We start from the raw sequence: 22,031 nt of genomic DNA, 5'->3' as shown, positions 1-22,031 counted from the left end.
AATGTTTCTGAAGAGATTTTCTGTTTTTATGTGTATGGAGCGGTCAGGCCGCATATGACAGAAAAGCGGGATGATTGTCCAAAAAGCAGCGAAAACGAAGCAAAGCCCCGTATCGTTCGGGGCTTTGCTTCATACATGGAGGAAAGAAGGCACCTTTTCCACCGGCAGCCGGGTGCCGACGAAAAATGAGCCAAATTCGCCAAAGCGGGCGCTCACTTCGTCAAAGCGCATTTCATATACGAGCTTTTTGAACTGGAGTGCATCATCCGAAAACAAGGTGACGCCCCATTCAAAATCATCCAAGCCGACGGAGCCGGTGATGATTTGCGTCACTTTGCCGGCGTACTTTCGGCCGGTCATGCCGTGGGCGCGCATGAGTTCGCGTCGCTGTTCCATCGATAACATGTACCAGTTGTCGTTGCCTTGGCGCCGCTTGTCCATCGGGTAGAAGCAAATGTAGTTCGTTTTCGGCAAAATCGGATACAAACGGCGGCGCACCTCTGGAATTTGGTACGGATCTTCGCTGCCGGACGCCAAGTAGTTGCTCAACTCCACGACCGAAACGTACGAATACGCAGGTAATAAATAGTCGGCGAGTTTCGTTTTGTTAAGCGCTGTTTCGATTTCATGCAGCTCATCCAGCGTCGGCCGCAAAATCATGAACAAAATATCGGCTTTTTGCCCGACGATCGTGTAGACGGCATGGCTTCCTTGCTTCTCGCTTTCAGTCGTCTCCCATTGGTCGACAAGCGCTAAAAACTCACTGATCGCTGCCTCGCGCTCTTCGTTCGGCAGTGTTTTCCACGCGCTCCAGTCGATCGTGCGGAAATCGTGCAAACAATACCAACCGTCCAACGTTTGGGCCGCTTCGCTCATCATCGTCACTCCTTATCAACAAATTGTACAGTAATCACTATATCACAGTTTGCCCAAAAAAGCGGCTATCAGCGTATCAAAGTGGAAGTAGACTGAATTGTGGCAAAAGGTGAATTATTTGTTGTAAAGGCTTACCTGCGTTGCGTTTCTGGCGAGAAGCGGTATGCTTAATAGTGGAAATGGCTTGTGGATGCCGAAATGAGCCGGGTGCGCTTTAACCGGGGCAGGCTGGCCTAGCATAAGGAGGATTGGATCGTGACAACCGATTTATTTACGGCATTAAAAGCGAAAGTAACCGGTACGGGTCGAAAAATCGTGTTTCCCGAGGGAACCGATGACCGCATCTTAACGGCGGCGAGCCGTTTGGCGACGGAGCAAGTGCTGCAGCCGATCGTCCTTGGCGATGAGCAAGCTGTGCGGGTGAAAGCCGCGGCGCTTGGCTTGCCGCTTGAAGGGGTGGAGATTGTCACCCCGCGCCGCTATGGCGGGTTTGATGAGCTGGTTTCGGCGTTTGTGGAGCGGCGCAAAGGGAAAGTGACAGAAGAAACGGCGCGCGAGTTGCTTTTCGATGAAAACTATTTCGGTACGATGCTCGTTTATACGGGAGCGGCCGACGGCCTCGTCAGCGGGGCGGCACATTCGACGGCGGATACGGTCCGACCAGCCTTGCAAATCATTAAAACGAAGCCAGGCGTTCGCAAAACGTCCGGCGTGTTCATCATGGTGCGCGGCGACGAAAAATATGTGTTTGCCGATTGCGCCATCAACATTGCTCCTAACAGCCAAGATTTGGCTGAAATTGCGGTCGAGAGCGCGCAGACGGCGAAAATGTTCGGCCTTAAGCCGCGCGTGGCGCTGTTAAGCTTTTCCACGAAAGGGTCGGCCTCGTCGCCGGAGACGGAAAAAGTCGTTGAGGCGGTGCGGTTGGCGAAGGAAATGGCGCCGGATCTGATCCTAGACGGTGAGTTTCAATTTGACGCCGCGTTTGTGCCAGAGGTGGCGAAAAAGAAAGCGCCGGACTCGGTCATTCAAGGGGACGCAAATGTCTTTATTTTCCCGAGCCTTGAGGCAGGCAACATCGGCTACAAAATCGCCCAGCGCCTCGGCGGTTTTGAAGCGGTCGGCCCGATTTTGCAAGGGCTGAACAAACCGGTGAACGACCTATCGCGCGGCTGCAGCGCCGAAGACGCCTACAAGCTCGCGCTCATCACCGCTGCCCAGTCGCTTGGGGAGTGACGGGGCTGCCGCTCGATAAAAACGAGGGAGGCATGCGCCCCTTGTCCTTTTTGCGCCATTTGCTAATGGCGATTATGTTATAATGAATAGAGTTGGAATGATCTATGCAAGGGGTTGCTCGCGATGGGCCATGAATTGCTGCGGCAGCCGAAATGGCGGGTCATCGACCAGTCGCATTTCGGTCCGCTGTTTGATGCGAAACAATCGTTTGCCATCGATGATGCATTATGCACCGCGGTTGGTGCGGGACAGTCGGATGCGGTCGTCCGCACGTGGGTGCATGAGAATACCGTCGTCTTAGGCGCCGCTGATACGAAGCTTCCGTACATCGATGAGGCCATTTCGTTTTTGCGCCAGGAAGGGTATCGCGTCGTCGTCCGCAATTCCGGCGGGTTGGCCGTTGTCCTTGACAGCGGGGTGTTGAATATTTCGCTCATTTTTCCGGAAACGAAAAACACGATTGCCATCGAGCAAGGGTATGAGGCGATGTACGCGCTCATGGCCGCCATGCTTGCCTCATACGGCGCCCGCGTTGAGGCGGGGGAAATCGTCGGTTCGTATTGCCCGGGGAGCTATGACTTGAGCATTGGCGGCAAAAAATTTGCCGGCATTTCGCAACGTCGGGTGCGCGGCGGCGTTGCCGTGCAAATCTACCTTTGCGTCAACGGGAGCGGAGCCGCGCGGGCTGAGCTGATTCGCCGCTTTTATGAGCTCGGCCGCCAAGGAGAGAAAACGAAATTCGCCTACCCCGATGTTGTCCCAGCTGTCATGGCGTCGCTGTCTGAGCTTCTCGGCTGCGAGTTGTCGATCGATGAGCTGCTTGTCGCCCTTTGGCGCACGCTGCAGTCGTTTGGCGGCGAGCTATATTCGTCTGCCCTCGAGAACGGCGAATGGAATTGGTATGAGCAGTATTGGGCGCGCATCGTCGAGCGGAATGAAACGGCGCTCAAGGGCGAGCTCCTAGCAGGAGAATAAGGGGGCGGTCCGCCCAGCAGCAAGAGCCTGCGTTCATCGCCTGACGCCGCCGGCGGACAAAAAGGATGCTCCGTGTCTCGGCCGCACCGGAGAGAGTGCGATCAAGGCGCAGCCATGGACAGGGCATCCTTATTTTATTTACTCCGCGATTTTTTCCAAGTTGCCGTTCGGGTCCATGCGGAAGGTCAGCCCCCGCTCTTCTTCCTCTTTTAACACCATTTTGCGCGCTCGGTTGATGATTTTCACGAGCGTCTCAAAATCTTCTTGGACGGTCGACGAATTTTCTTCTAATTTAGCAACCTTTTCTTCAAGTTCTTTATTTTTTTGCTTTAGTTCGTCAATTTCGCGGCGCAGCCGCTCGTTTTCTTTGATCAGCGCCTCCCGTTTCCGCTCATGGGATTGGAACGTTTTTAAAAAAGCGATCACTTGATCAAGCGTCACTTGTTGCGGCGGAGAGGATGGGACGACAGCTGGCAGCTGCATCACATCGCCCAACTCCTCCAATGACGGCATCGGTGGTTCATACAGGCGCCGCTTTTTCGCGCCGCCTTGTTTGGCCAGCAGCCGCAGCCGCTCTTTTCGCTGCTTTTTCGCCAGCTGCAGCGCTTCTTCGTACTGATGGCGGACGACGGCATTCCAGCGAAAGCCACAGGCGGCCGATGTCCGATTTAGCTTGTCGCCGACTTCTTCAAACGCGTTCAGCTGGGTGCTCCCTTCACGCACATGGCGCAATACGGTCTCTGCCAACAATAAATCGTCTTCTTCCGTCCAAGCGTCTTGCCGTTGTTTCATTGTTCTCCACTCCTTTTTCCCATGCTAGTAAAAGGGTGGACCAAAAGGAAAAAAATTATACGTTGCAAGTTTATGGGATTGGCAAATTACAAGGGTGAAAGCATGCCAACTTGCAATTTTCTCACGAAAGCGGTAGAATACACAAAGCAAACGCTGCGGAAAGGGATGACGAGTGATGGCGAATGAGTTTCGCGTTTGCGACGACTGCAAGGCGCCGAATTTAAAAACATTGATTCCGCGCCTCAAAAAGCTTGATCCGGATGCGGTCATCAAAATCGGCTGCCAGTCGTATTGCGGCCCAGGGCGGAAAAAGACGTTTGCTTTCGTCAACAACCGTCCGGTGGCGGCGCTGACGGAAGACGAACTGATTGATAAAATTGCTGAAAGGTTGAAAAAGCGATAACCGATCACCTTCTTTGCCGAAAGAAGGTGATTTTTTGTTTTTTCCGTCAATAATGGAGAAAGACGGAGAAAAAAGTCAACTATTTCTTTGCCAAAAGAAACGGCGTATAATAGATGTATGTTGGAGACGGAAGAGGAGGATGCGATGTATTCCGGCGGGCAGCTTGACGAAGAAAAAGTGTTTAAAGATCCGGTGCACCGATACATACATGTTCGCGACAAAGTGATTTGGGATTTGATCGGCACAAAAGAATTTCAGCGCCTGCGCCGCATCAAGCAGCTCGGCACGACATATTTGACGTTTCACGGCGCCGAGCACAGCCGGTTTAACCATTCGCTCGGCGTTTACGAAATCATCCGCCGCATCATTGACGACGTGTTTGTCGGCCGCGATCATTGGGATCATAGCGAGCGCCTTCTTTGCCTATGCGCGGCGCTCTTGCACGATTTAGGGCACGGCCCGTTTTCCCATTCATTTGAGAAGGTGTTTCGCCTCGACCACGAAGATTTTACACAGGCCATCATTTTAGGCGATACAGAAGTGAACGCCGCACTTCGCCAAGTGGATGACGATTTTCCGCGAAGGGTCGCTGAAGTGATCGCCAAAACGTACCCGAACAAGCTTGTTGTGAGCCTCATTTCGAGCCAAATTGACGCCGACCGGATGGATTATTTGTTGCGCGATGCCTACTACACCGGCGTCAGCTACGGCTATTTTGACATGGAGCGCATTTTGCGCGTCATGCGTCCGCGCGAAGACCAAGTCGTCATTAAGCGGAGCGGCATGCATGCGGTCGAGGATTACATCATGAGCCGCTACCAAATGTACTGGCAAGTGTACTTTCATCCCGTGACGCGCAGTGCGGAAGTCATTTTGACGAAAATTTTGCATCGGGCGAAAAAGCTGTATGAAGAGGGGTATCGTTTTCAGACGAAGCCGGTTCACTTTTTGTCGTTTTTTGCGGGAAACGCGCCGCTTGGCGATTACTTGGCGCTGGATGAGGCAGTCATCTTGTTTTACTTCCAGCAATGGCAATACGAACGGGATCCGATTTTAAGCGATCTGTGCCAGCGGTTTGTCCGCCGCCGCCTGTTCAAATATACGGAGTTCCATCCGACGAACGAGCAAATGGCGAAGCTCATTGAGCTGACCGGTTTGTTTCAAAAAGCAGGGATTGACCCGGACTACTACTTGGTCGTCGATTCGTCGTCCGATTTGCCGTATGACTTTTACCGGCCGGGCGAGGAAGGAGAGCGCCTGCCGATTTATTTGTTGATGCCAAACGGGGAGCTTCGCGAGCTGTCGCGCGAATCGGTGCTCGTTGACGCCATTTCCGGGAAACGGCGCACCGACCATAAGCTGTATTTCCCAGCTGATTTCCTGGAAGACTTGTCGACGAAGCGGACAGTGAAGAAAAAGATTATGGAAATTTTAAAGGGTTAGGAGATGACGGAGAGTGCTCACAGAGCATGCGAAAGTAATGAAGGCGTTGGCGGCCGCCGGGGAAATTGCCGGCCGCAAAAAGCTGCAAAAAATGATCTACATCGCGAAAAAGCTCGACTTTCCGTTTTACGAGAAATTCGATTTCCACTTTTACGGCCCGTATTCGGAAGAGCTGACATGCCGCATCGAAGAGTTGTGCGCGCTCGGCTTTTTGCATGAAGTGAAAGAGAAAAAGAGCGGTTATATGCAATATCGCTATACATTGACCGAAGCGGGCGAACAGTTTTTGCGCCATTATGACTGGGACATGCCGGGTCTTGCCGAATGCATGCAAGCGATGAACGAACAAAATGCCCGTTTTTTGGAACTTGTGTCCACCGTACTTTATTTTGAACATTTGCCGAAAGACGAAGTGAAAGAGAAAATTGCGGTGTTAAAAAGCAAGCAGCGCTATACGGAAGAAGAAATCGATGAGGCGTACGCGTACATTGAGGCGCTGCGCAGCCGATGCCACAACAAAACTCGCGTGTAGGCGGGCGGAAAAAGCTGCTTCAACGTATCATCAGTTGGCCATAGACGAAAAGGGGCTGACCCAAAAAGCCGTCTGTCTTCAGGATAGACACAAAATATAGTGCGAAAGAAGCGGTTAGTGCGTATATATAGAGACGAAAGAGGGTGTCCCGATCCTTTTGGGACACCTCCTTCTTCTTTTTGGTTAATGCGGCAAAAACGCCAGCTGCAAAAAGAACAGCACCGCCAGCACGTACAGCAGCAACGGCACATCGCGCCAGCGGCCGCGGGCGATTTTTAAGAGCGGGTACGAGATGAAGCCGAGCGCGATGCCGGTCGCGATGCTGGAGGTGAGCGGCATGCTTAAGATGATGAGAAAGGCCGGGAACGCCTCGTCGAGCTGATGCCACGAAATATGGGCGATATTGCTGATCATCAAGCTCCCGACGATGATGAGCGCCGGGGCGGTGATGGCCGATAACCCGGCGACCGCGCCGACCAGCGGGCTGAAAAAGGCCGCGATGACAAACAGGACAGCGACGGTGAGCGCCGTCCAGCCGGTGCGTCCGCCAGCGGCGACGCCGGTTGATGACTCGATGTACGCTGATGTCGGGCTTGTGCCAAACATGGCGCCGATAGTCGTCGCGACCGAGTCTGCCAACAGCGCCTCGCGGGCGCGCGGCAGCGTGTTCCCTTTCATCAGTCCGGCTTGCTGGGCGACGCCGATCATTGTGCCGGTCGTATCAAAGAGTGTGACGAGCAAAAAGGAGAAGACGACCGCGTACAAACTATGGCCGATGACGTCCCCGATGGCCGCGAATGGATTGGTAATGATCAGCCCTTCTGGCAGCGACGGCAGCGAGACGATGCCTTTGTCAAAGTGAAGTTGCCCGGTCGCATAGGCGATGATGCCGGTGACGACCATGCCGTAAAACAGGGCGCCGTTGACGCCGCGCATCATCAGAATGAGCGTCACCGCCAGGCCGATGAGCGTCAACACGGCCGACGGGGCATGCAAGTTGCCAAGCGCGACCAAATTTTGCGGATGGGCTTGGATGATTCCGGTCAGCCGCAGGCCGATAAAGGCGATAAACAGCCCGATGCCGGCGGTGATGCCGTGTTTTAAGCTGTCAGGGATCACTTCGATCAGCTTGCTGCGGAGCGGGGTGAGCGACAGCAGCAAAAACAACATTCCTGCCACAAACACGGCGGAAAACGCGGTTTCGTACGAAATGCCGCCGTGCGAGCCGACGACGGAATAGGCGAAATAGGCGTTCAGCCCCATGCCGGGCGCGATGGCGATCGGATAGTTGGCAAAGATGGCCATCCATAGCGTGCCGACGACGGTCGCGATGACGGTGGCGGTGAACGCCTGTTCAAACGGGACGCCGGCATCTGATAAGATGACCGGATTGACGACGATGATGTACACCATGGTGAAAAAAGTCGTCAGGCCAGCGAGAAATTCCGTTTTGCGGTCAGTCTGTTTCTCTGCGAAACGAATCATGGGCCACCTCCTAAAAAACGAACAATGTCAGAAACCATTATAAATAATATTCGTTTTTCCCTAAAAATGCAACGGGAGCGCTTCATGCGCCCCCGCTCTTGTGTCACTCTGTGTCGCTCAGCCGTTTTCCGGCGATCGCATAATGGTCTTTCGTCATTTCTTCAATGAATACGACAACGCTCTCCCGTTTCGCCCCTGTCGTCTCGACGACGGCGTCCGTCACTTTTTCAACAAGCGCTTTCTTCTGTTCATCCGTGCGGCCGGCGAGCATTTTGATCGTTACGTACGGCACGGTTGTCCCCCCATTTCATTGTCGAGTGCTGTCGCGCTTATTATACCACGGGATGAGGAAGTTCAGTCCACTTTTTTCTGCTAATCATGTATACTAAAGATAGTGAATATAGGGAAAAGGAGTTTATGAAGTGGATCGAATTTTGCCGTATTCGTTAAGTGAAATTCCGTACGTGCTCTTGACGCTGGCGTTAGCATTTTCCGTGCATGAGTTCGCCCATGCCTACGTTGCTTACAAGTTCGGCGATCCGACGGCGAAAAATCAAGGGCGGCTGACGTTATCACCGTTTGCCCATTTGGATTTGCTTGGCACCCTGCTTATCTTTCTCGCAGGGTTTGGCTGGGCGCGCCCGGTGCCAGTCAATCGCTTTTATTTCAAAAATCCGCGCCTTGCCGGCATTCTCGTGTCGGTTGCCGGACCGCTGAGCAACCTCGTGCTTGCCGCGCTTGGATTTGTCATTTGGTACGCGATGATCGATTTCGGCCTCATGCGGGCGCTGCCGGATTGGTTTGCGGCCGGGTTTGATCTGTTTTTCCAAATTTTTATCAGCTTGAACGCTGTCTTGTTTTTGTTTAATTTATTGCCGTTTCCGCCGCTTGATGGGTATCGTATTATTGAAGACTTGGCCCCGGATGGGCTGCGGGCGAAAATGACGCAATGGGAAAGCTACGGGGCGCTCATTTTTCTCATCCTTGTGCTCACGCCGCTTGACCGCTATACGATTGAGCCGGTGTTTCAAGTGGCGCTGCCGTTTGTATTGGAAAACTTGCAGTCGTTGGTCGCCAATTTGTTTATGTAAGGAAGGAGGAACAAGCGGAATGGAGCAAAAAAAGAAAAAAAACATCGGCTTTAATATCATCAAAGACGATCCGACCGACGGGCACCGCGGCTTTGGCGCCGGGGCGTTGAGCTTAGAAAACGTTTCGCCGGTCATCATTGACGTCGAAGCGGGCGAAGCGTTCGTCGATATGGGGGCGATGCATGCGCGCAGCGCCGTCGAGCGCGGCATCAAGTTTTTGCCCGACCGTTCCGCCGTGCCAAACGGCAAGCCGTATTGGATCGTCTGGGTGACGATTGAACGACGCGAGGACGGCCCGTATTACGCCGGGGTGACGGCGTGCGAAATGACGATCGACCGTGAGGCGCGCCGCGGCTATAAGTTATTGCCGGAACATGTGAACCGGCTCGATAAATCGCTAAAGCGGCACATTATTGTCGATCATATGGACGCGAAATCAAAACGGGTGCTCGCCGACTTTTTGAAAGGGCACGACATTGGGATGTGGAACCGTTCGAGCGACAAGCTGAAACAAGATTTGGAAGTGGAAATGTGACGGTTTTGTGAAAAGATATGGGCAAGGGCTTGTTCTTGTGTGAAAAAAAGGATAAACTAAATCTACATGTATAACACAGGAAAACTAGGACAAGAAAATCCCCTGCGTGCATACGCAGGGGATTTTCTTGTTTAAAACCATGGGAACCATTTCTCGAACCAGCTTTGATTGTCTTCTTTTTTCTTCTTTTTCTTTTCCAAATGGTCGGTGCAATAGTCGGTCGGTTCTGTACCGATGAGATAGTACGTTTTTCGTTTCACCGGACAGGAGTCGGTGGCCAGCTTGCCGTTTTGCGGGTCGATGTAGACGCCGATGACGCCTTTGGTCGGTTTGAACGATTTTTTCGGTTCGCCAGCGAGGCTTTGTTCCATAAAGTGAACCCATATTTGTTTGGCATATTGCCTTTCCGCAGGACGATCCATCGTTTCTCCGCGATCGTAGCCGGTCCAGACGCCGGCGACTAGTTGCGGGGCGAACCCGATCATCCAACTGTCCGTTTTCGTCGTTCCCGACTTGCCGGCGTACGGACGCGTGATGTCATCGATGATTGACTGCCCGGTGACGGTTGTATAGCCGTTTAACTTCGGGTCGAACATCCCGGTCATTAAATGGGTCGTCACAAACGCCGCGTCGCGGTCGAGCACTTGCCGGCTCTCCGGCTTATGTTCATATAGCACGTTTCCGTTTGCATCCACGACTTTTTGAATAAACACCGGTTCGGTTTGTTTGCCGTAGTTGGCCAGCGTGCTGTACGCGGCCACCATGTCGATCACTTTCACGGGCGAGGTGCCGAGCGCCAACGACGGCACTGCTTTCAATCTGCTTGTGATGCCGAGCGCTTTCGCTGTGTCGACGAGTTTGTCGGCGCCGATGAACTGGAGCGTTTTCACCGCAAAGACGTTGTCGGATACGGCGAGCGCCTCGGCGAGCGTGATCGGGCCGTTGGCATAGTAGTCATTGTAATTATGGGGGGTGTACGACGATCGGCCGCCGTTAAACGTAAATGTCGTCAGCTCGCTGCGCAGTTGGGTCGATGGGGTGAATCCTTGCTCGATCGCCGCGTAATACAAAAACGGCTTAAATGTCGACCCTGGCTGGCGTTCCGCCTGCACGGCCCGGTTGAATGGGCTCTCTTCGTAGTTGCGTCCGCCGACGAGCGCCTTTACTTCCCCGGTGTGTGGATCCATCGCCACAAGCGCCGCTTGAATGGCAGAGTGCGGATCGATGATGCGACGGATTTGCTCTTCGGCAATCCGTTGCAGACGCGGATCCAGCGTCGTATAGACGCGCAGCCCCCCAAGCTCGATCGTCCGCTCATCCAGGCCGAGTTTCGTGCGCAACTGCTGTTTGACGACATCTTGAAAATACGGAGCGATCGGCTGCTCTTGTTCCCGGTGCCGGGCGTAGACGAGTTTGTCGCGGTACGCCTGCTCCGCTTCTTGGCGGCTGATGTAGCCGGCTTCCACCATGGAGGTGAGCACGATTTTTTGCCGCGCTTTCGCACGCTGTTCATTGACAAACGGCGAGTAGTAATACGGCCCTTTCGGAATGCCGGCGAGCATGGCTGCCTCGCTGAGCGTCAGCTCGCTCGCGTGCTTGCCGAAATAGTAGCGGGCTGCCGCCTCAATCCCGTAGGCGCCATGGCCGTAGTAAATCGTATTCAAATAGCCTTCCAAAATTTGATCTTTGCTGTAGTTGGCTTCAAGCCGGATGGTGTACAACGCTTCCTGGATTTTTCGCGACCACGTTTTTTCATGCGTCAAAAACAAGTTGCGCGCATACTGCTGGGTGATCGTGCTCGCCCCTTCGACTTTTGCCATCGCCTCGACATTCGCAATGATGGCGGCGGCGATTCGCTTCAAATCAAACCCGTGATGTTCGTAAAACTTCCGGTCTTCAACGGCGATCGTCGCTTCGATGATGTGCGGGGACATGTCTTTGAGCCGAACCCAATAGCGTTTTTGACCATGGTCGCTTTCCCCGATTTTGCTGCCGTCAGCGGCATAAAAAATCGTCGTCTGCGGCACGGCGACCGGCGGGGCGCCTTCGATTTTCGCGAACAACACAAAGCTCCCGAGAGCGGCGAAGGCAAAGATGACGAGAAAAAAGCCGATAAAGACGGCGGCGCGCACATATTTCCACGTGCCGCGAAAACGGCTGCCCGGGATCGGTTCCATTGCGCATCACCTCAACGGTTTTGGCGTTGTTTTAGACATGCGGGCGGACGCCCGGCTGAATGCGCCGCCTTGCTTTTGTCAAGGCTTCGCCAGCGAGGTTTTCCGCTTTTTCTTACCAGTATGAAAAAAAATTTTTTATTTTAAACTTGTTCCTCTTGCATTTTTGCTAGATTGCTCTATACTTTTTCATGTTTAGTTTTTCGTTGGCTAAGGAAAACTTGTATAGTAAGCAACGCTCGGAGAAAGGATGTTACCGATGGAACTTTGGTTTACCGAAAAGCAAACGGAGCATTTTGGCATCACCGCACGCATCATCCGCACTTTACATACAGAACAGACGCCGTTCCAAAAGCTCGATATGGTCGAAACGGCGGAGTTTGGCAACATGCTCATTCTAGACGGCATGGTCATGACAACACAAAAAGACGAGTTCGTCTATCATGAAATGGTCGCCCATGTGCCGCTGTTCACCCACCCCAATCCGGAAAACGTGCTTGTCGTCGGCGGCGGCGACGGCGGCGTCATTCGTGAAGTGCTGAAGCACCCAAGCGTCAAAAAAGCGACGCTTGTCGAAATTGACGGCAAAGTGATCGAGTGCTCGAAAACCTACTTGCCGGAGATTGCCGGCAAACTCGATGATCCGCGCGTCGAAGTGAAAGTCGATGACGGGTTTATGCATATCGCCAAAAGCGAAAACGAGTATGACGTCATTATGGTTGACTCAACCGAACCGGTCGGCCCAGCGGTCAACTTGTTCACAAAAGGGTTTTACGCCGGCATCGCCAACGCGTTGAAGGAAGACGGCATTTTCGTCGCCCAAACGGACAATCCGTGGTTTAAGGCCGATTTGATTCGCAACGTATACCGCGATGTGAAAGAAATTTTCCCGATCACCCGTTTGTATACGGCGAACATTCCGACGTATCCGAGCGGGCTCTGGACGTTTACGCTCGGCTCGAAAAAATACGACCCGCTCGCTGTGAGCGACGACCGATTCCATGACATTGAGACGAAATATTACACGAAAGAGCTGCATAAAGCGTGTTTTGTCTTGCCGAAATTTGTCGCGGATTTAACGAAGTAAGGGGGCGCAGGCAATGCGATTTGATGAAGCCTATTCGGGCAACGTGTTTATCGGCAGCCATCCGAATTTTGAAGAAAGCGAAGCCGTCATTTACGGGATGCCGATGGACTGGACGGTCAGCTACCGGCCTGGCTCACGGTTTGGCCCGGCCCGCATCCGCGAAGTGTCGATCGGGCTTGAGGAGTACAGCCCATATTTGGACCGCGAACTCAAAGACATCCGCTACTTTGACGCTGGGGACATTCCGCTGCCATTTGGCAATGCGGCCCGCAGTTTGGAGCTGATTGAACAGTTCGTGAAAAAGGTGCTTGACGCCGGCAAATTTCCGCTCGGCCTTGGCGGCGAGCATCTTGTCTCCTGGCCGGTCATGAAAGCGGTGTATGAATACTACCCGGATTTGGCCGTCATTCATATGGATGCGCACACGGACTTGCGCGAACATTACGAAGGCGAGCCGCTGTCGCATGCGACGCCAATCCGCAAGGTCGCTGACCTGATCGGCCCGACGAATGTCTTTTCGTTCGGCATCCGCTCCGGCATGAAGGAAGAGTTCGAATGGGCGAAAGAAAACGGCATGTACATCGCCAAGTTTGAGGTGCTTGAACCGCTCCGCTCCGTGTTGCCGAAGCTCGCTGGCCGTCCGGTGTATGTGACGATTGACATCGATGTGCTTGATCCCGCTCATGCCCCAGGCACTGGGACGGTCGATGCCGGCGGCATTACGTCAAAAGAGCTGCTTTCGGCCATTCACGAGATCGCCCGCTCCGACGTGCGAGTCGTTGGCGCCGATTTGGTGGAAGTCGCACCGATTTACGACCATTCCGAACAAACGGCCAATACGGCGAGCAAGCTTGTGAGAGAAATGCTGCTTGGCTGGGTGGCGAAGTGAAAAATGAGAAAAAGCGCCTAAATCGCAAGTTTGCGAGGGCGCTTTTTTCTTTGGTGGGACAAAAGATGCAGGAATATGAGCGTACGGAGCGTAATAATATGTAATGTATTTACAGAAAAAGGAGAGGGGGAATGAAGATGGGCGTGAAGCTGATCAAAATTTCCGTTGTGTACTTTGTCATTGGCGTCTGTATGGGGCTTGGCATGTCGATGACCCATTCGTTTGCGCTGACCCCGGTCCATGTCCATATCAACTTGCTTGGCTGGACGGCCTTGACGCTTGCTGGCATCATCTATCATTTATTTCCACAAGCGGCGGCGACGAAATGGGCGAAAGTGCATTTCTGGCTGCACAATATCGGCCTGCCGGTCATGATGATCGGTCTCATTTTCGTCGTTTACGGCAACGAAGCGTTCGTGCCGGTGACAGCGATTGGCGGGGTGCTCGTCGTGATAGGTGTCATTCTTTTTGCTATTAACGTGTTAAAAAATGTTCGGGCGTCATCATAAAATACCGATGGAACAAAGAGGGTGTCCCAAAAGGATCGGGACACCTTTTCTTATTACCGTATGTAGGCATAAAACAATCATTAAGAAACGATATGTTGTGTTTTGTTTAAGGAAAAACAACCTTTTGGGTCAGCCCCTTTTTTTGCCCACTGGAGCGGAAATCTGCCATCGGGTTTGTCCCCTCTTGAATGGAGCGAAACAGTTCATTATACTATGAATTATGACTGTTTGTTCGCAAAGGTGTGTTCATCGATATGAAGGAAACAAACGGCATCCCGGCGCGCCTCCGCCAAGTGGCTGTCATTCGCGACGGTCCGCGCCAAGAGACGGTTGTGCTTGAGGCGGATGGCACGTATTACATAAAAGGGGAAACCGTTTATTTGCAGTTTGCCGAAGAAAACGAACTCGGGCGGGTGAACAACATTGTGAAAATCGCGCCTGACGAGGTGACCGTCCTTCGTTCCGGAGCGGTCGAGATGCGGCAAACGTTCCGCCGCCGCCAAGAAACATCGGGCCATTATGGGACAGCGTTCGGACGATGGGCGCTGGCGGCCAAAACGAGCTCCATGGAGTTTCACTATGATGAGCAGCGGAAAAAGGGGCGGCTTTTTCTTTCCTATGAACTGATGCTAGGCGATGAGCGAAGCGGGCGCCATACGTTGACGTTGACATTTAAGGGGGTATAAGCGGTGAACATTGTCGGACAAATCAAGGAAAAGATGAAAGAAGAAATCCGCCAGGCGGCGGTAAGAGCAGGGCTGGCTTCGGCCGACGAGCTGCCGGATGTGCTGCTTGAGGTGCCGCGCGACAAGGCGCATGGCGACTACTCGACGAACATCGCCATGCAGCTCGCCCGCATCGCGAAAAAACCGCCGCGGGCGATCGCCGAAGCCATCGTCGGGCAGCTTGACCGCGAACGCATGTCGGTCGCCCGCATCGAGATCGCCGGGCCAGGGTTTATTAACTTTTACATGGACAACCGCTATTTGACGGCGGTCGTGCCGGCGATTTTGCAGGCGGGACAAGCGTATGGCGAATCGAACGTCGGCAACGGGGAAAAAGTGCAAGTCGAGTTCGTCTCGGCCAATCCAACCGGAGACCTGCATTTAGGTCATGCCCGCGGCGCGGCGGTCGGCGATTCGCTTTGCAACATTTTGGCGAAAGCCGGGTTTGACGTGACGCGTGAATACTATATTAATGACGCCGGCAAGCAAATTTACAATTTAGCGAAATCGGTCGAAGCCCGTTATTTTCAGGCGCTCGGTGTCGATATGCCGTTGCCGGAGGACGGCTATTACGGCGACGATATCGTCGAAATCGGCAAAAAGCTTGCCGAAGAGTACGGCGACCGGTTTGTCGAAATGGAGGAAGAAGAAAGGCTTGCCTTTTTCCGCGACTATGGGCTCCGCTATGAGCTTGAAAAAATCAAAAAAGACTTGGCCGACTTCCGTGTGCCGTTTGACGTCTGGTATTCGGAAACATCGCTCTATGAAAGCGGAAAAATCGACGAAGCGCTTTCCACTTTGCGCGAGCGCGGCTATATTTACGAGCAGGACGGGGCGACATGGTTCCGTTCGACGGCGTTTGGGGACGACAAAGACCGCGTCTTAATTAAGCAGGACGGCACATATACGTACTTGCTTCCGGACATCGCCTACCATCAAGACAAGCTGCGGCGCGGGTTCAAAAAGCTCATCAACATTTGGGGGGCGGACCACCACGGCTACATTCCGCGCATGAAGGCGGCGATCGCTGCGCTCGGTTATGATCCGGAGGCGCTTGAAGTGGAAATCATTCAAATGGTGAACCTATACCAAAACGGTGAGCGCGTCAAAATGAGCAAGCGCACCGGCAAGGCGGTGACGATGCGCGAGCTCATGGAAGAAGTCGGCGTCGATGCCGTCCGCTATTTCTTTGCGATGCGCTCGGGCGATACGCATTTGGATTTTGACATGGACTTGGCCGTGTCGCAGTCGAATGAAAACCCGGTTTACTACGTCCAATACGCGCACGCCCGCGTTTCGAGCATTCTTCGCCAAGCGGAGGAACAACACATTTCCTATGACGGCGACTTAGCGCTTCACCATCTTGTGGAAACGGAAAAGGAAATCGAGCTGCTCAAAGTGCTCGGCGATTTCCCCGATGTCGTCGCCGAGGCGGCGCTCAAGCGGATGCCGCATCGCGTCACCGCCTATGCATTCGATTTGGCTTCCGCGCTCCATAGCTTTTATAACGCGGAAAAAGTGCTTGATCTGGACAACATCGAAAAAACAAAAGCCCGCCTCGCGCTTGTCAAGGCGGTGCAAATTACGCTGCAAAATGCGTTAGCGCTCATTGGCGTTTCAGCGCCGGAACAAATGTAAACGAACGAGGGGGAGCGACTGCTCCCTCTTTTGTTTGGGCATTCTAAAGAAAAACAGTGGTGGAGGATCAACAAATGAAAGAAGTTGTACTATCGCTCATCACCGGCATCGTTGTCGGCTTTTTGTTCACCTTGCTTCGGTTGCCGATTCCCGCTCCCCCGGCGTTGGCCGGCATCGCCGGCATCGTCGGGGTGTATCTCGGCATGCGGTTGTTTCAATGGTTCACGGTGTTTTGGAAGTAAGCACTTGCATGATCAAACGGGGAACAAAACCCGGTTGGCGCAATTTTGGCAGCATCAAGCCGCCGGAAGCGCCGGCCGGGTTTTTTTGCTTCTTCTGTTGCTTGGGAGGGAAATGGAACTTCAGACCGGTCAAAGCCAGGCGGAGATGAGCTGGGAAATCGACTGTTTGCCGCGGTCAAGAAGCGAACGTTTTTGCCAAAAGTCGACCGTCAGCGGCTCGGCGCGCAACAAATCGCGCTCGATCGCCCGTTTGACGAGGCGGGTAAACGCGCGGTCAAACACATAGCAGTTGATTTCGCTGTTTAAAAACAAGCTGCGCCGATCGAAATTTGCTGTGCCGACGTCGCACCACTCCTCATCGATGACGAGCGTTTTTGCATGGTAAAATCCTTGGTAAAAGCGGTAAATGCGCGCGCCGGCTTTCAAGAGTCGATAAAAGTACGGATAGGCAGCCTCTTTGACAAATAAATGGTCCGCCTTCAGCGGCACAAGGACGGTCACACGCACCCCGCGCCGAAGCGCTTGCATCAGCTCGTTAAACAGCGGCCGGCTTGGGATGAAGTATGGGCTGCCGATCATAATTTCTTTTTTCGCCTGGCGGATGACCTCGATAAACTGTTCTTCAAGGGCAGCGCCGTTGGTGGCGACGAGCTGATGGCGAATGGCGCCGGCCGGAAGCGGCGGGAAGTAGCGATGTTTGTCAGGCACCGTCCGACCCGTTGCTTCTTCCCAGTCGTGCAAAAACTGTTCTTGCAAGTCGTGAACCCCTTCGCCGTTCACTTTTAAGTGGTAATCGCGCCATTCGCCGAAGTTGGCGTCTTTTCCGTTGTATTCACGGCCGATGTTAAAACCGCCGATGTAGCCGACCCGCCCGTCGATGACCGTAATTTTCCGATGGTTGCGGCGGTTGAGGCGGTAAATGAAAAACGGAAAGCGCGGCTTTCGGGCATAGGCGAACTCCACCCCGCTTTCCTCGAGCGAACGGATGAGCGCTTTCGGCAGTCCAAAGCTGCCGATCCAATCGGTCAACACTCGCACTTTCACGCCGGCAGCTGCTTTTTCCTTTAAAATCTGGAAAAATGGCGCGCTCGTTTCGTCATTTTTTATAATGTAAAACAAGACGTGAATATGATCGCGGGCGCGGCCTAGTTCAGCGAAGTAATCAGAAAATAAATGCCTGCCGTTGATATAGAGGGAAATATCGCTTCTCCGCTCCGGGTAGACGACTTTTTTGCGCCCATTGCGGAAGATGAACTGTCCAAGCTTGTCATCAAGATAAACAAGCAGCAATACGATGGCAATGACGGAAATGACGACCATATCTTCTCCTCCTATGTCGATTCGGTATTTATTAATGTGCCCGAGAACGCGCAAAACGTTTCAAATTGCATCTACCGTGAACATACCCAAACCCCAAATGAATAAAATTTCCATATTGATGAATTTTTTTCGTCATGGGAGTCTATAGAGGGCTGAACAAATCGATGATTCCCCCGCGATCGCTCCGTTGCAAAGGGAAAGTTTTCGCGGCTGGGATGAAAAAAAGGCTATTGACTGAATGCTCATTCATTTGTACAATAGACATAAAGCGAATTCTGAAAATTTCTTTTGTTATGGCAACACATTCGCTCGAAAAACGGGGGAAGGGGAGAGAAGATGAATGCCTTGTTGGTGGTGAACTGGCTCGCGTTTTTGCTTGTAACCGCTTACGCAATTTACTTGTTTGCATATGTCGTAAAAACGCGGGCGATGTACATCAAACTCGGCAAAAAATTCGAGTTTGACCACAAAGTAAAAGAGCGGCTGCGAAACATCTGGGTCAACGTGTTCGGCCAGAAAAAGCTGCTCAAGGACAAAAAAAGCGGACTGATCCACGTCGTCTTTTTCTATGGCTTTATTCTCGTCCAATTTGGCGCGATTGATTTCATCATCAAAGGGCTTGCGCCGGGGGCGCATTTGCCGCTTGGGCCGCTGTATGCGGGATTTACGTTTTTCCAAGAAATCGTTACCTTGCTTATTTTGATCGCGGTGCTCGCCGCCTTTTACCGCCGTTACATTGAAAAGCTCGTCCGTTTAAAGCGCGACTTGAAAGCTGGGCTTGTCCTCATCTTCATCGCCGGGCTCATGCTGTCGGTGTTGTTCGGCAACGGGATGAGCATCATTTGGCACGGCGAAGAAGCGACATGGAGCGAGCCGGTCGCCTCGCTTATTGCTGCCGCGTTTTCCTGGGTCGGCGAAACGGGGGCTGCGGTGCTCTTCTTTATCGCCTGGTGGGTGCATCTGTTGATTTTGCTCACGTTCCTCGTGTACGTGCCGCAATCAAAGCACGCCCATTTGATCGCTGCGCCGATCAACGTCTTTTTCAGCCGGCTGACGCGGCCGAAGCTTGCGCCGATCCATTTTGAAGACGAAAGCCAAGAATCGTTTGGCGTCGGCAAAATTGAGGATTTCACGCAAAAGCAATTGATCGACTTGTATGCCTGTGTCGAATGCGGCCGCTGCACAAGCATGTGTCCGGCGACCGGCACGGGGAAAATGTTGTCGCCAATGGATTTGATTTTAAAATTGCGCGACCATTTGACGGAGAAAGGGGCGGTCGTCACGTCACGCACGCCGTGGGTGCCCGCGTTCGCTTTCAAACATACAAGGGGCAATCAGCTCGCGTTCGCCGCGGCGTCGGAGCAGGCGGCGACGATCGAAATGCCAAGCTTAATCGGCGATGTCATCACCGAAGAAGAGATTTGGGCCTGTACGACGTGCCGCAACTGTGAGGACCAATGCCCGGTCATGAATGAGCATGTCGATAAAATCATCGACTTGCGCCGCTATCTTGTCCTGACGGAAGGACGGATGAACCCGGACGCGCAGCGGGCGATGACGAACATCGAACGCCAAGGCAATCCGTGGGGCTTGAACCGAAAAGAGCGGGAGAACTGGCGCGAGCTGCGCGATGATGTGCATGTGCCGACCGTCAAAGAGGCAGCGAAAGCGGGAGAGGAAATCGAGTACTTGTTCTGGGTCGGCTCGATGGGGTCGTATGACAGCCGGAGCCAAAAAATCGCCCTTGCGTTTGCCAAACTGCTGAACGAAGCGGGCGTCAAGTTTGCGATTTTAGGCAACAAGGAGAAAAACTCGGGCGATACGCCGCGCCGGTTAGGAAATGAGTTTTTGTTCCAAGAATTAGCGACGAACAACATCGCGGAATTTGAAAAAGCGGGCGTCAAGAAAATCGTGACGATCGACCCGCACGCTTACAATACGTTCAAAAATGAATACCCGGATTTTGGGTTCGAGGCCGAAGTGTATCATCATACCGAGCTGCTCGCCAAGCTCATCGAAGAAGGGCGGCTCGTGCCGAAACATCCAGTGAATGAACGCATTACGTTCCATGACTCGTGCTATTTAGGACGCTACAATGACGTCTATGACGCGCCGCGGAAAATTTTGCGCGCTATCCCGGGCGTCGAGCTTGTCGAAATGGAGCGCAACCGCGAACGCGCCATGTGTTGCGGCGCCGGCGGCGGCCTCATGTGGATGGAGGAGACGACCGGCAACCGGATCAACGTCGCCCGCACTGAGCAAGCGCTCGCTGTCAATCCGACGGTCATCAGCTCCGGCTGTCCGTACTGTCTGACCATGTTGTCAGACGGCACGAAGGCCAAGGAAGTGGAAGACCGCGTCTTTACGTACGATGTCGCCGAGATTTTGGCAAAATCAGTATTTGGTGAAGAAAAAGAAGAAGCGGCGTCGTAAAAATAGTTGCGAAGACAATTTCTATTTTTTAAAATAATAAGTATAATGAAAGAGAAGGTGTATGATCGTACACCTTCTCTTTCGCACCACGACCGAGCGAGCGTTCAGTCTGTGTTTTGTAATCGCTTTCTTATCCGATGAAAAGGGGAGAGGAATATGGGAAAAACAGTGATTGTCAGCGGGGCGCGCACCCCGTTCGGAAAACTCGGCGGTTCTTTGCAAGCGCTGTCAGCGTCAGAACTCGGCGGCATTGCCGTGAAAGAAGCGCTTGCCCGCGCGGATGTGAGCGCGGAACAAGTCGATCATGTCATTTTAGGCACCGTCTTGCAAGGCGGACAAGGACAGCTCCCATCGCGGCAGGCGATGCGCCATGCCGGCATTCCGTGGCATGTTCGCACCGAGACGGTCAATAAAGTATGCGCATCGGGCATGCGCGCCGTGACGCTCGCGGATCAGCTCATCCGCTTAGGCGACGCCGATGTCGTTGTCGCGGGCGGGATGGAATCGATGAGCAACGCCCCGTACGTGCTGCCGAAAGCGCGCTGGGGGTTGCGAATGGGCGACAGCACGGTGAAGGATTTAATGGTGTATGATGGCTTGACATGCAGTTTTACCGGCGTCCATATGGGCGTTTATGGCGGGAATACAGCGCGTGAACTTGGCATTACACGCGAGGCGCAGGATGAGTGGGCGTACCGCAGCCATATGCGAGCCATTGCCGCCATCGAAGCCGGTCGGCTCGCGGAAGAGATCGTTCCGGTGACGATTCCGCAGCGCAAAGGAGAGCCGCTTGTCGTCGAACACGACGAGGCGCCGCGCAAAGACACGTCGCTTGAAGCGTTGGCGAAACTGCCGCCGGTGTTTGACCCGGAAGGAACGATCACTGCCGGCAACGCCCCGGGCGTCAACGACGGCGCCGCGGCGCTCGTCTTGATGAGCGAGGAGCGCGCCGCCCGCGAGGGGCTTGAGCCGCTCGCGACTGTTGTCGCCCACACCGCCATCGCCGTTGAGGCGAAAGATTTCCCAAAAACGCCGGGACTTGTCATCAACGAGCTGCTCCGCAAAACGGGAAAAACGGTCGACGACATTGCCTTGTTCGAAATAAACGAAGCGTTTGCCGCTGTTGCTCTTGCTGCGATCCAAATCGCCGGCCTTGACCCGGAAAAAGTGAACGTCAACGGCGGCGCTGTCGCCCTCGGCCACCCGATCGGCGCGAGCGGCGCACGCATCATCCTCACGCTCATTTATGAGCTGAAACGCCGCGGCGGCGGCCTCGGCATCGCCGCCATCTGCAGCGGCGGCGGCCAAGGCGACGCCATCTTGGTCGAGGTATAACGAGCGGGGCGCGGCGGGCAAGCGGCATGCCGCCGTCGCCTTCCAGTGTTGCGCCAAGGCATAGGATGCGGCGTGTGACCGTCTGCCCCAAGCGTTGCGTCATGAGGCATCGCGCCATATGGTGCGGCATGCCGTCGCTGTCTCTGCCGCAGCGTGCGGCACGTTGCTCATTGCCGCAACAGCCGCGGCATCAACGGTTGACAGCAGGGGTTGTTGTGATGACGATGCAAAGACCGTTTGCCGTTGGTTGCTGGCGGCAGTGAGACATATGAGTTTAGGCGCGGAGAAGGAAACGCAAAGCGGACGATAGG

At 53.7% G+C, this 22,031-nt stretch carries 22 protein-coding genes; 16 read left to right on the top strand and 6 right to left on the bottom strand.

Annotated features, from left to right (window positions below; all coding sequences use genetic code 11):
- Window positions 1-129: 129 nt before the first annotated feature.
- Window positions 130-876: a hydrogen peroxide-dependent heme synthase gene (hemQ, locus tag ABS784_RS11350; RefSeq protein ID WP_021321327.1), complete on the bottom strand. Its 747-nt coding sequence runs from the start codon at window positions 874-876 to the stop codon at window positions 130-132.
- A gap of 255 nt (window positions 877-1,131) precedes the next feature.
- Here hemQ and pta point away from each other — a divergent pair, with 255 nt between their 5' ends.
- Both pta and lipL read left to right on the top strand, forming a co-directional pair.
- A complete protein-coding gene (gene pta, locus ABS784_RS11345; protein WP_021321328.1) occupies window positions 1,132-2,112 on the top strand; it encodes a phosphate acetyltransferase in 981 nt (326 codons plus the stop codon).
- Window positions 2,113-2,235: 123 nt separating this feature from the next.
- A complete protein-coding gene (gene lipL, locus ABS784_RS11340; protein WP_013146647.1) occupies window positions 2,236-3,087 on the top strand; it encodes an octanoyl-[GcvH]:protein N-octanoyltransferase in 852 nt (283 codons plus the stop codon).
- A gap of 138 nt (window positions 3,088-3,225) precedes the next feature.
- On the opposite strand, the gene ABS784_RS11335 is transcribed toward lipL, so the two are convergent.
- Complete coding sequence (locus ABS784_RS11335; RefSeq protein WP_014196985.1) at window positions 3,226-3,879, bottom strand: RsfA family transcriptional regulator; 654 nt, start codon at window positions 3,877-3,879, stop codon at window positions 3,226-3,228.
- A 175-nt stretch (window positions 3,880-4,054) separates the two neighbouring features.
- On the opposite strand from ABS784_RS11335, the gene ABS784_RS11330 reads away from it, so the two are divergent.
- The 3 genes from ABS784_RS11330 (at window position 4,055) to ABS784_RS11320 (ending at window position 6,257) form a co-directional block, all read left to right on the top strand.
- Window positions 4,055-4,282, top strand: coding sequence for a YuzB family protein (locus ABS784_RS11330; RefSeq protein WP_011232879.1), 228 nt, complete (start codon window positions 4,055-4,057; stop codon window positions 4,280-4,282).
- 144 nt (window positions 4,283-4,426) lie between these two features.
- Complete coding sequence (locus ABS784_RS11325; RefSeq protein ID WP_021321330.1) at window positions 4,427-5,725, top strand: HD domain-containing protein; 1,299 nt, start codon at window positions 4,427-4,429, stop codon at window positions 5,723-5,725.
- Window positions 5,726-5,738: 13 nt separating this feature from the next.
- Entirely contained in the window at window positions 5,739-6,257 is a 519-nt protein-coding gene (locus tag ABS784_RS11320; protein WP_021321331.1) for a YwgA family protein, read from the top strand.
- Window positions 6,258-6,440: 183 nt separating this feature from the next.
- Here the strand turns inward: ABS784_RS11320 and ABS784_RS11315 are convergent, their stop codons facing one another.
- Together ABS784_RS11315 and ABS784_RS11310 are read right to left on the bottom strand one after the other, a co-directional pair.
- Window positions 6,441-7,742, bottom strand: a complete 1,302-nt coding sequence (locus ABS784_RS11315; protein ID WP_352512532.1) for an NCS2 family permease — start codon at window positions 7,740-7,742, stop codon at window positions 6,441-6,443.
- Window positions 7,743-7,845: 103 nt separating this feature from the next.
- Complete coding sequence (locus tag ABS784_RS11310; protein ID WP_014196981.1) at window positions 7,846-8,034, bottom strand: 2-hydroxymuconate tautomerase; 189 nt, start codon at window positions 8,032-8,034, stop codon at window positions 7,846-7,848.
- 130 nt (window positions 8,035-8,164) lie between these two features.
- Between ABS784_RS11310 and ABS784_RS11305 the strand changes: the two genes are divergently transcribed.
- A complete protein-coding gene (locus ABS784_RS11305) occupies window positions 8,165-8,833 on the top strand; it encodes a site-2 protease family protein (RefSeq protein ID WP_014196980.1) in 669 nt (222 codons plus the stop codon).
- A gap of 19 nt (window positions 8,834-8,852) precedes the next feature.
- Complete coding sequence (locus ABS784_RS11300) at window positions 8,853-9,368, top strand: YwhD family protein (protein WP_014196979.1); 516 nt, start codon at window positions 8,853-8,855, stop codon at window positions 9,366-9,368.
- 131 nt (window positions 9,369-9,499) lie between these two features.
- On the opposite strand, the gene ABS784_RS11295 is transcribed toward ABS784_RS11300, so the two are convergent.
- On the bottom strand, window positions 9,500-11,545 hold the full coding sequence (locus tag ABS784_RS11295) for a transglycosylase domain-containing protein (protein WP_015376077.1): 2,046 nt from the start codon (window positions 11,543-11,545) through the stop codon (window positions 9,500-9,502).
- Window positions 11,546-11,801: 256 nt separating this feature from the next.
- Here ABS784_RS11295 and speE point away from each other — a divergent pair, with 256 nt between their 5' ends.
- The 6 genes from speE to ABS784_RS11265 all read left to right on the top strand — a co-directional run bounded on the left by speE (window position 11,802) and on the right by ABS784_RS11265 (window position 16,632).
- Window positions 11,802-12,629, top strand: coding sequence for a polyamine aminopropyltransferase (gene speE, locus ABS784_RS11290; RefSeq protein ID WP_014196977.1), 828 nt, complete (start codon window positions 11,802-11,804; stop codon window positions 12,627-12,629).
- A 13-nt stretch (window positions 12,630-12,642) separates the two neighbouring features.
- Entirely contained in the window at window positions 12,643-13,518 is an 876-nt protein-coding gene (gene speB, locus ABS784_RS11285; protein ID WP_014196976.1) for an agmatinase, read from the top strand.
- Window positions 13,519-13,649: 131 nt separating this feature from the next.
- Window positions 13,650-14,027: a hypothetical protein gene (locus ABS784_RS11280; protein WP_011232870.1), complete on the top strand. Its 378-nt coding sequence runs from the start codon at window positions 13,650-13,652 to the stop codon at window positions 14,025-14,027.
- A 254-nt stretch (window positions 14,028-14,281) separates the two neighbouring features.
- On the top strand, window positions 14,282-14,713 hold the full coding sequence (locus ABS784_RS11275; RefSeq protein ID WP_011232869.1) for a YwiB family protein: 432 nt from the start codon (window positions 14,282-14,284) through the stop codon (window positions 14,711-14,713).
- 3 nt (window positions 14,714-14,716) lie between these two features.
- Entirely contained in the window at window positions 14,717-16,390 is a 1,674-nt protein-coding gene (argS, locus tag ABS784_RS11270; RefSeq protein WP_011232868.1) for an arginine--tRNA ligase, read from the top strand.
- Window positions 16,391-16,464: 74 nt separating this feature from the next.
- Window positions 16,465-16,632 carry a XapX domain-containing protein gene (locus tag ABS784_RS11265; RefSeq protein ID WP_013146634.1) on the top strand — a complete coding sequence of 56 codons (168 nt, stop codon included), beginning with the start codon at window positions 16,465-16,467 and terminating at the stop codon, window positions 16,630-16,632.
- A 129-nt stretch (window positions 16,633-16,761) separates the two neighbouring features.
- On the opposite strand, the gene cls is transcribed toward ABS784_RS11265, so the two are convergent.
- Window positions 16,762-17,952 carry a cardiolipin synthase gene (cls, locus tag ABS784_RS11260; protein WP_015376075.1) on the bottom strand — a complete coding sequence of 397 codons (1,191 nt, stop codon included), beginning with the start codon at window positions 17,950-17,952 and terminating at the stop codon, window positions 16,762-16,764.
- Window positions 17,953-18,288: 336 nt separating this feature from the next.
- Here cls and ABS784_RS11255 point away from each other — a divergent pair, with 336 nt between their 5' ends.
- The 3 genes from ABS784_RS11255 (at window position 18,289) to ABS784_RS11245 (ending at window position 22,030) form a co-directional block, all read left to right on the top strand.
- A complete protein-coding gene (locus tag ABS784_RS11255; protein WP_014196973.1) occupies window positions 18,289-20,385 on the top strand; it encodes a heterodisulfide reductase-related iron-sulfur binding cluster in 2,097 nt (698 codons plus the stop codon).
- Between the two features lie 156 nt (window positions 20,386-20,541).
- Window positions 20,542-21,720, top strand: a complete 1,179-nt coding sequence (locus ABS784_RS11250; RefSeq protein ID WP_015376074.1) for an acetyl-CoA C-acetyltransferase — start codon at window positions 20,542-20,544, stop codon at window positions 21,718-21,720.
- Between the two features lie 118 nt (window positions 21,721-21,838).
- A complete protein-coding gene (locus ABS784_RS11245; protein WP_081601545.1) occupies window positions 21,839-22,030 on the top strand; it encodes a hypothetical protein in 192 nt (63 codons plus the stop codon).
- Window position 22,031 lies beyond the last annotated feature (1 nt).

The organism is Geobacillus sp. G4 (assembly GCF_040327975.1).
Lineage (GTDB): Bacteria > Bacillota > Bacilli > Bacillales > Anoxybacillaceae > Geobacillus > Geobacillus thermoleovorans.
Note: the sequence above shows the minus strand (reverse complement) of the source record. Positions and strands in the feature narration are given on the sequence as shown.